At 41.4% G+C, this 14,756-nt stretch carries 16 protein-coding genes and 1 other RNA gene; 11 read left to right on the top strand and 6 right to left on the bottom strand.

All coding sequences use genetic code 11. The features are described 5' to 3' along the window. The first annotated feature begins 20 nt into the window (after window positions 1–20). From AC5YCD_RS05775 to lpxA, 4 genes are read left to right on the top strand one after another with little or no spacing between them, the layout of a single operon-like run. Complete coding sequence (locus AC5YCD_RS05775) at window positions 21–506, top strand: OmpH/Skp family outer membrane protein (protein ID WP_496129116.1); 486 nt, start codon at window positions 21–23, stop codon at window positions 504–506. Window positions 507–509: 3 nt separating this feature from the next. After that, entirely contained in the window at window positions 510–1,580 is a 1,071-nt protein-coding gene (gene lpxD, locus AC5YCD_RS05780) for a UDP-3-O-(3-hydroxymyristoyl)glucosamine N-acyltransferase (protein WP_496129117.1), read from the top strand. 11 nt (window positions 1,581–1,591) lie between these two features. Continuing rightward, window positions 1,592–2,077, top strand: coding sequence for a 3-hydroxyacyl-ACP dehydratase FabZ (gene fabZ, locus AC5YCD_RS05785; RefSeq protein ID WP_496129211.1), 486 nt, complete (start codon window positions 1,592–1,594; stop codon window positions 2,075–2,077). Next, window positions 2,074–2,862, top strand: coding sequence for an acyl-ACP--UDP-N-acetylglucosamine O-acyltransferase (gene lpxA, locus AC5YCD_RS05790; RefSeq protein ID WP_496129118.1), 789 nt, complete (start codon window positions 2,074–2,076; stop codon window positions 2,860–2,862). The genes fabZ and lpxA overlap by 4 nt, the downstream gene beginning before the upstream one ends. A 37-nt stretch (window positions 2,863–2,899) precedes the next feature. Here lpxA and AC5YCD_RS05795 read toward each other — a convergent pair whose 3' ends face one another. After that, on the bottom strand, window positions 2,900–3,727 hold the full coding sequence (locus AC5YCD_RS05795; RefSeq protein WP_496129119.1) for a YbgF trimerization domain-containing protein: 828 nt from the start codon (window positions 3,725–3,727) through the stop codon (window positions 2,900–2,902). Between the two features lie 234 nt (window positions 3,728–3,961). On the opposite strand from AC5YCD_RS05795, the gene ffs reads away from it, so the two are divergent. After that, window positions 3,962–4,058, top strand: an RNA gene (gene ffs, locus AC5YCD_RS05800) — signal recognition particle sRNA small type. Between the two features lie 54 nt (window positions 4,059–4,112). Here ffs and AC5YCD_RS05805 read toward each other — a convergent pair. From AC5YCD_RS05805 to AC5YCD_RS05820, 4 genes are all read right to left on the bottom strand, one after another. Beyond that, window positions 4,113–4,589: a regulatory protein RecX gene (locus AC5YCD_RS05805; protein WP_496129212.1), complete on the bottom strand. Its 477-nt coding sequence runs from the start codon at window positions 4,587–4,589 to the stop codon at window positions 4,113–4,115. Between the two features lie 158 nt (window positions 4,590–4,747). Continuing rightward, window positions 4,748–5,791 (bottom strand): recombinase RecA, encoded by a 1,044-nt coding sequence (recA, locus tag AC5YCD_RS05810; RefSeq protein WP_496129120.1) that lies wholly within the window; start codon window positions 5,789–5,791, stop codon window positions 4,748–4,750. A gap of 125 nt (window positions 5,792–5,916) precedes the next feature. Continuing rightward, window positions 5,917–6,357, bottom strand: coding sequence for an RNA-binding S4 domain-containing protein (locus AC5YCD_RS05815; RefSeq protein ID WP_496129121.1), 441 nt, complete (start codon window positions 6,355–6,357; stop codon window positions 5,917–5,919). Beyond that, window positions 6,350–7,024, bottom strand: coding sequence for an HAD-IA family hydrolase (locus AC5YCD_RS05820; RefSeq protein WP_496129122.1), 675 nt, complete (start codon window positions 7,022–7,024; stop codon window positions 6,350–6,352). Before AC5YCD_RS05820 ends, AC5YCD_RS05815 begins: the two co-directional genes overlap by 8 nt. Before the next feature lie 238 nt (window positions 7,025–7,262). On the opposite strand from AC5YCD_RS05820, the gene AC5YCD_RS05825 reads away from it, so the two are divergent. After that, window positions 7,263–8,114, top strand: coding sequence for a 3'(2'),5'-bisphosphate nucleotidase CysQ family protein (locus AC5YCD_RS05825; RefSeq protein ID WP_496129123.1), 852 nt, complete (start codon window positions 7,263–7,265; stop codon window positions 8,112–8,114). Between the two features lie 53 nt (window positions 8,115–8,167). After that, a complete protein-coding gene (locus AC5YCD_RS05830) occupies window positions 8,168–8,899 on the top strand; it encodes a phosphoglycerate mutase family protein (protein ID WP_496129124.1) in 732 nt (243 codons plus the stop codon). Window positions 8,900–8,938: 39 nt separating this feature from the next. On the opposite strand, the gene rpsT is transcribed toward AC5YCD_RS05830, so the two are convergent. Next, window positions 8,939–9,205: a 30S ribosomal protein S20 gene (gene rpsT / locus AC5YCD_RS05835; RefSeq protein ID WP_122897879.1), complete on the bottom strand. Its 267-nt coding sequence runs from the start codon at window positions 9,203–9,205 to the stop codon at window positions 8,939–8,941. A 214-nt stretch (window positions 9,206–9,419) separates the two neighbouring features. Between rpsT and AC5YCD_RS05840 the strand changes: the two genes are divergently transcribed. From AC5YCD_RS05840 to mfd, 4 genes are all read left to right on the top strand, one after another. Next, on the top strand, window positions 9,420–10,088 hold the full coding sequence (locus AC5YCD_RS05840; protein ID WP_496129125.1) for an NAD-dependent epimerase/dehydratase family protein: 669 nt from the start codon (window positions 9,420–9,422) through the stop codon (window positions 10,086–10,088). Window positions 10,089–10,103: 15 nt separating this feature from the next. Beyond that, complete coding sequence (rraA, locus tag AC5YCD_RS05845; protein ID WP_496129126.1) at window positions 10,104–10,610, top strand: ribonuclease E activity regulator RraA; 507 nt, start codon at window positions 10,104–10,106, stop codon at window positions 10,608–10,610. A 165-nt stretch (window positions 10,611–10,775) separates the two neighbouring features. Beyond that, complete coding sequence (locus AC5YCD_RS05850; protein WP_496129127.1) at window positions 10,776–11,132, top strand: hypothetical protein; 357 nt, start codon at window positions 10,776–10,778, stop codon at window positions 11,130–11,132. A gap of 94 nt (window positions 11,133–11,226) precedes the next feature. Then, window positions 11,227–14,694 carry a transcription-repair coupling factor gene (gene mfd / locus AC5YCD_RS05855; RefSeq protein ID WP_496129128.1) on the top strand — a complete coding sequence of 1,156 codons (3,468 nt, stop codon included), beginning with the start codon at window positions 11,227–11,229 and terminating at the stop codon, window positions 14,692–14,694. The last annotated feature ends 62 nt before the right edge of the window (window positions 14,695–14,756 follow it).

Genomic DNA, 14,756 nt, shown 5'->3' on the forward strand with positions numbered 1-14,756 from the left:
AAAATGCATAGGATAAAACAATGAAAAAATTAGTAATCGCAGCCATGGCAGCTTTAGCAGTCAACCTAACGCATGCAGCAGGCTATGGGGTGGTTGATCTTGAGCGTGTGGTGCAAAATAGCAGCTATTTGAAACAGCAAAATAGTAATTTGCAAACTACTATTAAGCCACAAACCACACAAATTGAACAGCTGCAAAAAGACTTGACTGCCATTCAGCAAAAAGGTCAAGCTGCTAAAACTCAAGCTGAGCGTGAGAAGTTGGCCAAAGATTTTGAAGCCAAAGCAGAGCAATTAGCAAAATTGCAACAGCAAGTTCAAACTACTGTGCAAAGCAGTATGCAAAACGTGAACAAAACCTTTGAAGGTCGTATTAAAGCCACTGCTGAACAATTGCGCCAAGAAAATAAGCTTGACTTGATTGTCAATAAAAATGCTGTGTTTGCTTATGACGTAAAAGCAGATTTAACTGATAAAATGATTCAAAAGGTTAATGCAATTAAATAACTTATGACTCATTCTTCATTTACCTTGCAAGATCTTGCTCGCCGTGTTCAAGGCGAGTGGATCGGGCAAGCAGATCTTCAATTGTCTAAACTTGCCAGTTTAGAACACGCACAAAAACAGCACATTGGTTTTGTGAATGGGGATAAATATGTAGCCCAAGCATTGGCTTCAAAAGCGGGTGCTTTAATTGTCACACAAGATTTATTGAAGCAATTACCTGCTGACGGTAATTATATTGTGGTGGCCAATCCCTATTTGGCATTTGCGATTTTAACTCACGTCTTCGAGCGTAAAGTCAGCAAACAGGGCATCGAAAGTACAGCACAAATTGATCCATCTGCCATTATTGCAGATACAGCTTATATTGGTCACTATGCGGTGATTGGTGAGAACTGTGTGGTTGGTGAGCATACTGTAATTCAATCACATGTCAAAATTGATGATTTTGTTGAAATTGGCAAAGATTGCTTTATTGATTCTCATGTGACCATTACTGGTGAGAGCCATTTAGGGGATCGTGTGCGCGTGCATGCCAATAGCGTGATTGGCAGTGAAGGTTTTGGCTTTGCCCCTTATCAAGGTAAATGGCATCGTATTGCACAATTAGGTTCGGTGCGTATTGGCAATGATGTGCGTATTGGCTCAAATACCAGTATTGACCGTGGTGCCTTGGATGACACAATTTTAGACAATGGTGTCATTATTGATAATCTTGTGCAAGTCGCACATAACGTCAAATTGGGTGCAGGCACAGCCATTGCTGCGAAAACAGCCATTGCGGGAAGTACTACAATTGGCAAAAACTGTATCATTGGTGGGGGATCTGCGATTTCAGGTCACTTAAATATCGCCGATAACGTGACTTTAACTGGAATGTCAATGGTGACAAATAATATTTCTGAAGCTGGAAAATACTCTTCAGGCATTGGATTATTTGAAAATCACAGATGGAAACGTACTGTGGTGCGCTTAAGACAATTAGCAGATGTGCCATTGACCCAAGTTGTGAAAAAAATTGATGATATACAGACTCAGATTGAGTCCCTTGAATCAACTTTAAAATTGCGTAAATAATTATGAACATGATGACAGAGTCAACTCCGCCAGCATTCACGAAACCAGAATTGCCAATGACAATTCAAACTATCCGTGAATATTTACCGCATCGCTATCCGTTTTTATTGGTGGATCGTGTGGTTGAAATTAATGATAACAGCATTGTTGGTTATAAGAATATCACCATTAATGAAGAGTTTTTCCAAGGACATTTTCCTGAATACCCAATTATGCCGGGCGTACTGATTGTAGAAGCTTTAGCGCAAATCTCGGGTATTTTGGGCTTCGTCATGAGCGGACAAAAGCCAACTGCAGATTCTTTATTCTTATTTGCAGGTGTAGATAAGGTAAGATTTAAGAAACAAGTGGTTGCAGGTGACCAACTTGTATTAAAATCTGAATTGTTAATGCACAAACGTGGAATCTACAAGTATGCTTGTACAGCCACGGTTGATGGCGTCGTTGCAACCACTGCGGAAATTACAGTTTCGCACCTAAAAGTCGAGCAGGCATGAGTAATACCGATTTAATCCATCCAACCGCCATTATTGATCCATCTGCTGTAATTGCAGCAGATGTGAGCATTGGTCCATACTGTGTTATTGGTCCCCATGTCACAATTGGGGCTGGGACAAAACTACATTCGCATGTGGTTGTCGGCGGTTATACCCGTATTGGTGAGCAGAATGAAATTTTTCAGTTTGCCAGCGTAGGTGAAGTTTGTCAGGATTTAAAATATCGTGGCGAAGAAACGTGGTTGGAAATCGGTGATCATAACAGTATCCGTGAACATTGCAGCTTGCATCGCGGTACAGTACAAGACCAAGGTTTAACCAAAATTGGTAGCCATAACTTATTGATGGTCAATACCCATATTGCCCATGACTGTATGGTCGGTGATCATAATATTATGGCCAACAACGTGGGTGTGGCCGGTCACGTGCATGTTGGTGACTATGTGATTTTGGGGGGGAACTCCGGAATTCATCAATTCTGTAAGGTCGGTTCTTACAGTATGGTGGGTGCAGCGTCTTTAATTGTGAAAGACGTGCCTGCTTATGTGATGGCTTCGGGTAACCCAGCACATGCTTTTGCTATGAATTTTGAAGGCATGCGTCGTAAAGGTTGGTCTAAAGAAGTGATCCAAGTGTTACGTGAAGCATTTAAACTGGTGTATAAATCTGGTTTAACCAAAGATCAGGCGGTCGAAAAAATTCGCGCTGATTTGCTACCACAATGTGCTGAGGTCGGTCTTTTTGTTGATTCAATTGAACAATCTGAGCGTGGTATCGTGCGTTAACCAAAATTGTGAAAAAAGACACCTTAGGGTGTCTTTTTTATTTTAAAAATCCAGCCTCTTCAGAATTTGGATAGTTCTTCTTAAGCATTGCTTCGTATTCACTCGCAAGCGTTGGATTGTTATCCACATTTTTGGCCATGCTATATAATCGATACAGAGCAGAGGCAGCTTTGGCTGAGTGAGGATATTGATGCACCACTTCAGCATAATTGGCTTGAGCACGTTTATAGTTAATGGGTTCGATGGCTAAATAAAACTCACCCATCCAAAAATAAGCATTACTCACATAAATACTATTGGGATGGTTTTTAATAAAATTGCGCATCGGTGCAATAGCTTTGGCGGCACCACCTTGTTTATAAACTTCTAAAGCAATGGTATACGCAGCACGATCTAATTCATTGTCATATTGTGCCGCAGTAACAACAGTTGGGGCAGCAGTCGGCTGAACTGGATCAGGGGCTTGAACCGTTATGCCACTGGGTACAGTATCTTGTTGATTATCCTCCGCTTGCGCTGGGCTCTCTTCAGTCTGTTCCGTATCAAGCTTTTGTTGTAGTAATTCTAAGCGCTGATCTAAATCGGTATAACGATTGTTCAACTCATGATTAAGCTTTTCGTTGGCATTTTCCAATTCTTCAATTTTGCCACGTAAATGACGTAATTCTGTTTCTAATTGTTGATTTTTTTGGATCAATTGCCAATTGAGATTGGTTGAAACCTGCTCTGCACCTGTACTGGCTGCAACAGGGGTCGAAACAGATGTGGCTTGAGTTAAACCACGTGATTCAATGGGAATATTAGCAAAACTGAGCGTTGTTGCGAACAAAGCACAGCCAAACAAAATGTGCTGATTGAGCATCATATTAAAAAATCCATATTTGTGATTATGGGCTTAAAACCTGAGTCCATTAAAAACACATGCCTATCGAAAAGCAAGTCTTAGATGCGGGCTAAAGTTGCTTTTATGTAGCAAAATGGCTTGGTATTTATAAAGTGTTCTTAATTTAATCAAACAGATAGCTTTATTGCTTTTTTTAGTGCTTAGGTCTTGCATGTGCTTCAAAAATCTCTATAATCGTTCTTGCAATGGTAGCCCTGCTGGTTACTTCGCAATTGTATCCTATGAACCCCGCCAGGACCGGAAGGTAGCAACGGTAATAGATATATGATGTGCCGAAGGCTTGCTGGTAGGGCTGCCACCAAATTCTTATAATAATAGCCAATATCTATTTTAAATGTCTCAAGTTTTATTCGTCTTCTTCTCGACGGCTAATTGCCTTAAAAATCGTATCTAAATCAAAACCACGATATTGCAAAAAGCGTATTTGTTTGGCTTTTAGCTTTGGATCTTTGCTGACCGCTACACCATATTTTTTGACTTTAAGTTGATAGGCTTGTTCTGCCCAATCTATCTCTTGCATTTCCTCCTGAATTAAATTGCTGTCAATTTTCTTATTTTTAAGTGCCAATTTAATGCGTGCCGGACCTTTGCCTTTACGTTGCTGGCTAGACAAAACAGTTTCTGCGACACGTTGATCACTTTGATAAAGTTGACTAGCGAGCTCTTCAACCAATGCCAGCACTTCATCACGATCCTCTGCATACAAGGCTAATTTTTCAATGAGCTCAGCTTTGGAATACTCTTTACGGGTCAGCACAGCAAACGCATAAGAACGTAAGCGTGAGCCTTTGAGTAAACCACGTTGTGATTTTTTTTCAGGCATGTCAAAACTTAAAGCTTCATAGCCTTGTACAGCATCATCAGTGCCGTATTCACGTTTTAATGCTTCATAATAAATAATTTTGCTAAATTTAGCATCACTCATGAAAATATCCTTAAAAAGACAAAAACGCCCCGTAGGGCGTTTTTATAAATATTGAGTTATTCTGCTGCTTCAAATTCAGCATCATCATCCTGATCATCGGCAGGCGCTTGATTGGTAGTAAGAAGTTGCTCACGAATCAAGCGTTCAATTTCTTCAGCCATCGCGGTATTTTCTTCTAACAAACGAATCACGTTGTTTTTACCTTGACCAATTTTGCTGCCTTGATAAGAGTACCAAGCACCTGCTTTTTGCACGATATCTTGTTGTACTGCAAGATCAACCAATTCACCTAAATGATTCACACCTTTACCATATAGGATTTGGAACAAGGCTTCACGGAAAGGCGGTGCCATTTTGTTCTTAACCACTTTAACTTTGGTTTCTGAACCAATAATCTCATCGCCTTCTTTGACCTGACCAATACGACGGATATCCAAACGCACAGAGGCATAGAATTTAAGGGCGTTACCACCTGTTGTGGTTTCTGGGCTACCAAACATCACACCAATTTTCATACGAATTTGGTTAATGAAGATCACCATACAGTTTGAACGCTTGGCATTACCTGTAATTTTACGTAAGGCTTGGCTCATCAAACGTGCTTGCAGACCCATATGTGAGTCACCCATTTCGCCTTCAATTTCGGCACGTGGGGTGAGGGCTGCGACTGAATCGACTACGATCATGTCAACTGCACCTGAGCGCACCAACATATCAGCAATTTCAAGGGCTTGTTCACCATGATCTGGTTGAGAAACCAAGAGATTGTCAATATCAACGCCTAATTTACGTGCATATTGTGGATCGAGTGCATGTTCGGCATCTATAAAGGCACAGGTGCCACCATTTTTTTGACACTGGGCAATGGCTTGTAAGGTCATTGTGGTTTTACCTGACGATTCAGGACCGTAAATCTCAATGATACGACCTTTAGGTAAACCACCAATGCCTAGTGCAATATCTAATGTTAATGAGCCTGTAGAGATGGCTTCAACGGCTTGTACCGTATTTTCGCCTAAGCGCATTACTGTGTTTTTACCAAATTGTTTTTCAATTTGGCTTAAAGCGGCATTTAAAGCTTTGCTTTTATTTTCATCCATCTTACAACCTCAAAACTGTAGATTCACGATTCACCCAAGTGGATGCCTATGGGTCAATAGTGACAGATTTTATTTTAATGTTCTAGTTTAATTGATGTAGGTGCGACATTCTATGACGCAGTGTATTAATCGTCTAAATACGACCAATGTTGCTCAAAGCCCGCATCATTATCATGTTTAAAACGTTGGATGTCACGACGATCTTTTTTGCTTGGACGATGATCCGGTCGTGCCAGATTATGCATTTTACGTTGGGTAGCAATCAATTCACGTTTAGCAATACTGACTTCAGTTTCTTCATACAGCAATTGTGCGACAGGTGCTGGGCCACGCACATCGGAGAGTGCCTTCACCAGCACGGTTTTTTTCTCAATGCCTTGTGCGATGGTAAGTTCCATACCAACACGTACTTCACGCGACACTTTAACACGCTCACCATTATGATGGACTTTACCGCCTTCAATGGCATTTTTAGCAATCGAGCGAGTTTTAAAAAAGCGTGCCGCCCACAGCCATTTATCAATACGCATGCCCACAGCATCTTCAGCTAAAGAAGATTTACGCATATTTTTTCTGTTCCTCAACCTGTTGCAACATGGGAATTAAATCGGTGAGATGCTCAAGCATTGGATAGTTGGCTTGAGTTTTCGCCTGTTTTGTAGATGAGGGCTGTGCAATGGTAATCAAGTTTTTGATGCCAAACTTTTTTGCGCCATTTAAGACTTTTTCTGTGTCATCAATAAAATAGCAATGTTTGCGATCAAATGGATAATGAGCGTGTAATTGTTGCCAAAATTCGACAAACTCTTTGGCATGACCTAAAGTTTCTGAGCTGACAATCACCTCAAAATACTGGGCTAAATCCATAGCTTTAAGTTTAAATTCAAGCCCTTTACAATCTGCATTGGTGGCCAGCCAACATGGATAACCTTGGGCTTTTAAAAATTCTAATAATTCAATACAACCATCACGTTTTGCTACTTTGTGCTGAAACTCAATTTGCATCGCCAATACGTCTACACCCACTTTACTGGTCCAAAATCGTGACGAATACCAGTTTAAAGTATGGTTGTGTTGTTGATAAAAGCCATACAGATGTTGTTTGCTGTGTTCAAGCGAACAGCCATGAGTTTGTGCATAGCGCTCAGGTAATAGCTCATTCCAAATAAAATCGTCATACGCTAAATCTAATAGCGTTCCGTCCATATCAAAAATGATCACCGGTTTTTGCATGACGCTTGCCTCATAGTCTACATAGGCCTCAAGCAACAAGAGGCTTAAAAAATCGAAAAATGAGTATACCTGATTTCGCTAAATGTGGTGTTGAGTCTCCAGCATTGTAGCGTGCTGTGCTTAAGATTTGTGATCAACCTTGCATTTCAAGCACAGGCCCATAACAAAAGCCCTTGAGTGAGGGAGGTGGTTTGGCATTACAATAGGGTTTTAAATTGTAAATAAAAAGAGATCGGCAATGTTTATCCGCACTCAAGCACCTAAAGATGCCTTAATAACAAAAATTTTGCCGCCGATGATGCATGCCTGCGAAATATTGCGTGAAGAATATCAACATTACTGTGCAGGTGGCAGCTTTGATGTGAATCAAAAAAGTGATGATTCACCAGTAACCCAAGCAGATTTTAGGGTCAATCAGTACTTAACTGAAGCTTTGCAAGCCGTTTCGGATTTACCTTTGCTTTCTGAAGAAGGTGACAAAACTGGCCGTGAAACTTGGAAAGAATTTTGGTTATTAGACCCTTTAGATGGCACTAAAGAGTTTTTACATCAGCGCCCGCAATTTACCATTAACTTAAGCTTAATTGAGGGGCATGAGACTGTTTTTGCAATGTTGGCTGTACCAGAAGACTATACGGTTTATATTTGCCCATTACAGGGCTTACCACTTAAATATGACGCTAAGATTGATGCATGGTTGCAATATCAAGCGCCTGCAGTCAATCAAGCCATTCAGGTGGGTTTAAGTCAAAGTAGCCAGCAAAAAGCGCAGTATGTAGAGTATCTTGCCGCTTTAGCGCAAATTACCCCGTATTCGATTTTTAAGTCAGGCAGTGCTTATAAATTTTGTATGATGCTTGAAGATAAAGTGGATATTTATCCACGTTTTCACCCAACGTGTGAGTGGGATACCAGTGCTGGACAATGTTTAATTGAACGTATTGGCGGTGGCTTAATCGATTTTCAAGGACGCCCATTTGTGTATAACCAGCGTCAAAGTTTACTCAATGATGGATTTTTGGCCTATCGTAGCCCCGAAATGAAACAACTTGCCTTACAAGCACTTGGACGAATGTCGAACAAGCATTGAGCTAGAAAATGAACATGTTATAGTGAAGTCTATCTTTTCATTGTGACAGTACTATGGCACTCGATTTGCTTCCTAGCAGCATGTTACATGCACTGGATCTACTCCCAGATCCTAAGACGCCTGTCACGCTGTTTACGCGGCATTCCTTGCGTGAAGACGTGAAGGGGCAAGGCTTAGCAGGTTATGACCTACAACTTACCAGACAAGGGCGTGAATTGGCTGAGGCGTGGGGTGAATATTTAATTGCCAAGAGTGGTCGCCAAATTCAGCATTGTATTTCAAGCCCCATTCAGCGTTGTGTTGATACAGCTGCCTTAATGATTCAAGGTGCTGATACTGTAGATACCGTCAATACGCATCATATTGAAATTGTAGAGCAAGGCTTATTGGTTGAACCGGGCAGTTTTGTCTTAGATATAAAAAAAGCAGGGCCATATTTTAAACGCCAAGGTGCTTTAGGATTCATCAATAGCTTTGTCAATAATGCCTTACCTGGCATGAAACACCCGATTAGCGGTGTGGTTGATGTACTAGAATTGATTTATAACACTCATCCGCGCAATAGCTATGGTTTGAGTTTGGCAGTGAGCCATGACACCATTATTGCCGCAATTTTAGCCATTATTTCTGAACGCAATGAAGTAACGGTAGAAGATTGGCCACAGATGATGGAGGGGTTATTTGTCTGGTTTGAAGGGGGTGAGTTTTTAGAGTGTCAATTAAAATGGATTTGGCGTGGTCAATTACATTGTCTTGATATTGCGAAATTTAATGCTGCACAATAAAAAAAAGCCCTATAAAAGGGCTTTTTTTTAATGCATAAATTAGTTAGCTAATGCTTTAACTTGTGCATTTAAACGGCTCTTATGACGAGCAGCTTTGTTTTTATGGATGATGCCTTTGTCAGCCATGCGATCGATTACTGGAACCGCAGTTTTGTAAGCTTCTGAAGCAACAGCATAATCGCCAGCAGCAATAGCAGCTACTGTACGTTTAAGATAAGTACGAACCATAGAACGTAAGCTTGCGTTGTGTTTGCGTGCTTTAACGTTTTGACGAGCACGTTTTTTAGCTTGAGCAGAGTTTGCCACTCGTGCACTCCTTGAAATAGATTAGTCTGGGCGGGCTGCAACTCAACTGAAAACCAACATCAGAAGAACTATACCCAGCCCGTAAACAAGTGCCATATTTTGATTTAACATTGCTGTTAAGTCAAGCCTTGACACGCCGTGATGCCATTTTAGCCGTATAAAAAACTTAAAGAAAACCTAAGATTACTCAGATTAAGTGGAGATTGTACAAAAAATGATTAATTCGATCAAAAAAGTCTTGGTGGTTGGCGCCACTGGACTGGTGGGCAAGGCCTTGGTTTTACAACTGAATGCACTAGATTGCTGTGAAGAAATCACACTGATTGTACGCCGTGAAAATAAAGTATTTTTACAGCAAAAAAAAATTCAACAAATTGTGTTAGATGACTTTTTATTGCTCAATTCTGAGCAGCTAAGTGGCTATAGTCATGTATTTAGCTGTTTGGGTACCACAATAAAGCAAGCAGGTTCTAAACGCGCCTTTTACAATGTGGACTACAAAATCAATGCGCATATTGCCCATTTACTCTTAAATACAAAGACACATTTTCTGCTACTGAGTAGTATGAATGCCAGTGCAAAATCGTTATTTTTCTATGCAAAAGTCAAGGGTCAGCTTGAAGATAAGCTAAAAAGTTTAAATTTATACCGTTTGTCGATTATTCAGCCGTCTTTGTTAATTGGAGAACGTGAAGAGAGGCGAATTTTAGAGGATTTGGGACAAAAGCTGTATCAGAAAGTTGCCCATCATCTGCCTAAAAACTTGAAGTACCGCCCCGTCACTGCCCAACAAGTGGCTCATACTATGGTCGATGCTGCGCAAAATCAGGATAAAACGTGTGAAATTTATGCTAATTTGCGTATACAACAATATGAAACATAATAGAGGGTTAAGCACGTGGCAGCATTTGTAACTTGCGATTTACTTGACGATCATCCAGAGCTTGATTTACAGGTGCTTTCACCATCCATTGATGGTAAAGCGTTTAAAAGCTATGGGGCATGCAAAACCTTTGGTGGCCAGGTGGTGACGGTCAAATGTTACGAAGATAATTCTCGTGTTAAAGAGTTATTAGCAAGCGATGGTACTGGTAAAGTCTTGGTGGTCGATGGTGGGGCATCGATGCGCTGTGCCTTAATGGGCGACTTGATTGCAGAATCTGCAGTGCAAAATCATTGGAACGGCGTGGTAATTTATGGCTGTGTACGTGATGTTGATGCTATTGCGGCGCTGGATTTAGGTGTATATGCCTTGGCAGCGACGCCGCAAAAAAGTACCCGCAAAGGTGTTGGTGAAGTGGATTTAACCTTAAGCTTTGCTGGTGTTGTCATCCGCTCAGGCGATTATTTATATGCTGATAACAATGGCATGATTATTTCGCGTAAAGCCTTGGTTAAGCTCTAATGGTTATAACACCCATGCAATAGCATGGGTTTTTTATTAAGTAATTTATCTTTGGACTAATGGGCTTGCTAAAAACTAAACCAATGGCCTGAGTATAAGTAGCGCAGTATGCTATGTCCGGTTAAAAGCAGTTACACTGTGCATTGGCTTAGTAAGGTAAATACGATGTTTGATAAAGTACGTCAGTTGTTTAAAACTAAAGAAGATCCACGATTGGTATTTATGCGTGAGCATCACATAGAATGGGATGACAGTCTTGGTTATAGTGTAGGCGGTGTGGTATTAAATGAGACGTTGTCTGAGCGTTTGGAGTATTTTTCCAACCGTCGCTTAAGAAAATTTGATGATTTAAAAGCGCTCTATTTTGCCGCCATGCTGATTAATGAAAAAATTGATTTGGAAATGGCCACAGGCCGTTATGTGGCACGTTTAGGCAATACACCAGAAAACTTAACTGAGTTTAAAGCGATTATTGCACTTTTAGGTGATTACTACCGTCAATTTCTACGTGAAAAACGTTAGGTCAATGTGGATAATCGATTGCACATAAAAATTACATAAAGCTTGAAAAACATCATGTTAAGATAGAAGCCTGTCTTTCATGCTTAGAATGGCCATGTTTCAAGATTCCATTACACAGCTTCAATTAAAACAACTTAAAGTCGGCGAAAAACGCTGGATCGGTAATTTGCAAGGTTCAGCCGCCGCGCTGTTATTGAAAGAAATCGCCAAAAATTTACCGCAGCTTTTGGTGGTGGTGGCACGTAATAATCAGCATTTGGCCCAGCTTGAAAGCGAGCTTGAATTTTATGGGCTTAAACCCACCATTTTCCCTGATTGGGAAATTCTGCCCTATGACCGCTTATCGCCACACCAAGACATTGTCTCTGAGCGTTTGGCGATCTTATCCAATATGCCAAAGCAAGGTATTTTATTGCTTTCTGCCTCAACCTTGGCTCAACGTGTGGCTCCGACGTCTTGGGTCTTAGGCGAACACTTTGATATTCATGTGGGGCAAAAGTTTGCCTTAGAGCAGCAAAAACAACGTTTGGTTCAAGCCGGCTATCAGTTGGTAGATACGGTGTATGACCATGGTGAATTTGCAGTGCGTGGCAGTATTATGGACATTTATGCCTCTGGACAAGAAGCCCCGATTCGGATTGATTTATTTGATGATGAAATCGAAAGCCTAAAATTCTTTGATCCAGAAACTCAGCGCACTACCAAGACCTTACAACACTTTACCGTGTTACCAGCCAAAGAGTTCCCACTCAAAGAAGCGCGTAGCCTGTTTCGTGATCGTTATGCGGAAAGTTTCCCAAGCGCCAATCCTAAAAAAAATCAACTTTATCAAGACGTATTAGAAGGTATTGCGTCACCGGGGATTGAATTTTACTTACCGCTGTTCTTTGATGCCAAAGCCATGCAAAGCCAAAGTACGCTATTTGATTATTTACCCGCCTCTGCAATTGTGATTACTGATAAATATGCCGAAGAGGGGTGGAGCAATTTTTATAAAGATGTCGTCACGCGCTATGAACAACGTCGTCATAATATCGACCAGCCGTTATTACCGCCTGAACAACTATTTTTAGCACCCAATAGTATTTTAGAGAAACTGAATACTTTTCCGCGTTTAATCGCTTCACCTGAGGCTTTTAGTACAGATAAAGCGGGTCATTTTAATTTAGCTACCCAAGCCCCGCCACGTTTACCGGTAGATCCAAAGCGTGAGAAACCATTTGCAGAAGTCAAAGCCTATGTCGATGCGGCCAATCATCCGGTGTTATTGGTTACAGAGAGTGCCGGGCGCCGTGAAACCTTAAAAGATGCCCTACGTAGCAGCCTGGGCGAAATTCCAGTGGTAGAGAGCTTTGAGGCCTTTCAGCAGTCCTTATTTGCCATTGCTATCACTCATGCGCCTTTAGATCGTGGTTTACTCATCACTGATCAACTCAGTGTGATTTCCGAAAATCAGCTCTATGAACATCGTGTGGTGCAGCGTCGTCGTAAACGCCAGCATGAGATTTCCGAAGAATATTTAATTAAGAGCTTAACCGAGCTGTCGATTGGTGCGCCTGTGGTGCATATCGATCATGGTGTAGGTCGTTATGCAGGTTTAGTGACTTTAGAGATTGATGGGCAAGATCATGAGTTTTTACAACTCGATTATGCCGATGGCGCCAAAGTGTATGTGCCTGTCACGAATTTGCATCTGATTAGCCGTTATAGCGGTGGTGATCCAGATTCGGCACCGCTGCATAAAATTGGTTCGGATGCTTGGAACAAAGCCAAACGTAAAGCACTCGAGCAAATTCATGATGTTGCGGCAGAATTATTACATATTCAAGCACGTCGTCATGCCAAACCCGGTTTTGGTTTTGAGGTAGATGAAAAAATGTATATGCAATTTGCGTCAGGCTTTGCTTATGAAGAAACTTTAGATCAAGCCAATGCCATTGAAGCCACGTTATACGATATGCAACAAGCCAAACCGATGGATCGTTTGGTCTGTGGTGATGTTGGCTTTGGTAAAACCGAAGTGGCGATGCGTGCAGCCTTTATGGCGGTGCAAAATGGCAAACAGGTGGCGGTATTGGTGCCTACCACGCTATTAGCACAGCAGCATTATGAATCTTTTAAAGATCGCTTTGCAGATTGGCCAGTACGTATTGAAGTCTTATCACGTTTTGGTTCGAGTAAAAGTCATCTCAAAACCTTAGAAGATTTAAAAGATGGCAAAGTGGATATTGTGGTCGGCACGCATAAAATCTTGCAAGAAAACGTGGAGTTTTCTGATTTAGGTTTAATGATTGTCGATGAAGAACATCGCTTTGGGGTACGTGATAAAGAACGTATTAAAGCCATGCGTGCCGATGTGGATATGCTGACCTTAACTGCAACACCAATTCCGCGTACTTTAAATATGGCGTTTGGTGGTATGCGTAATTTATCTATTATTGCCACACCACCCGCGCGTCGTTTAGCAGTCAAAACCTTTGTGCAAGAACAAACCGATGAATCTGTCAAAGAAGCCATTTTACGTGAATTGCTACGTGGTGGTCAGGTGTATTTCTTACATAACGAAGTCGATAGCATTGAACGGATGGCAGAAAATATTCGTCATCTAGTGCCAGAGGCGCGGGTAGCTGTAGCCCATGGGCAAATGCGTGAGCGTGAACTTGAGCAAGTCATGCAGCAGTTCTATCACAAAGAATACAATGTCTTGGTCTGCTCAACCATTATTGAAACAGGCATTGATGTCCCTAATGCCAATACCATTATTATTGAACGTGCCGATAAATTAGGGCTTGCCCAGTTGCATCAATTGCGTGGTCGCGTCGGGCGTTCGCATCACCAAGCCTATGCCTATTTGTTGGTGCCATCAATAAAAGGCTTAAAAGGCGATGCCGAAAAACGCCTTGATGCCATTCAACGTGCTTCAACTTTAGGTGCGGGTTTTATGTTGGCCACCGAAGATTTAGAAATTCGTGGTGCAGGTGAGCTATTAGGTGAACAGCAAAGTGGTTCGATGCATGCCATTGGTTATAGCTTGTATATGGAAATGCTGGAAAAAGCCACCAAAGCCATTCAAAACGGTAAAACACCGAATTTTGATGCACCGCTGGCGCTGACTTCAGAAATTAGCCTGCATTTACCGGCTTTAATTCCAGATGAGTATTTAGGTGATGTGCATCAGCGTTTATTGTTCTATAAGCGTATCAGTAATGCCACCACCCAAGACAAACTTGATCATATTCGTATGGAGTTGATTGATCGTTTTGGTATTGCCCCGCAGGCGGTCAAACATTTATTTGCGGTGCATCAAATTCGTTTAAAAGCAGAAACTTTAGGTATTACCAAAATTGATTTAAGTGCACATGGTGGGCATTTTGAGTTTTCGCCCGATACTCCAGTACAAGCGGGCAGCATTATTCAAATGATGCAACAACACCCAACTTATTTTAGGATGCAAGGTGGACAGCGTTTAAAGGTAATGCTGTTGCAAGAAGAGCCTGAAAAACGCTTGCAGTTTGTCAATGATATGCTGGACTATTTACTCAAAGACATCGCTAAAGCTTAAGAGGCTCGGCTTAAAGCTCGGGCAGGGTGAAAGCTTTGCCCGTTGTATTTTGATATTTATAC

The sequence above is a fragment of the Acinetobacter sp. CY05 genome, from assembly GCF_059515805.1.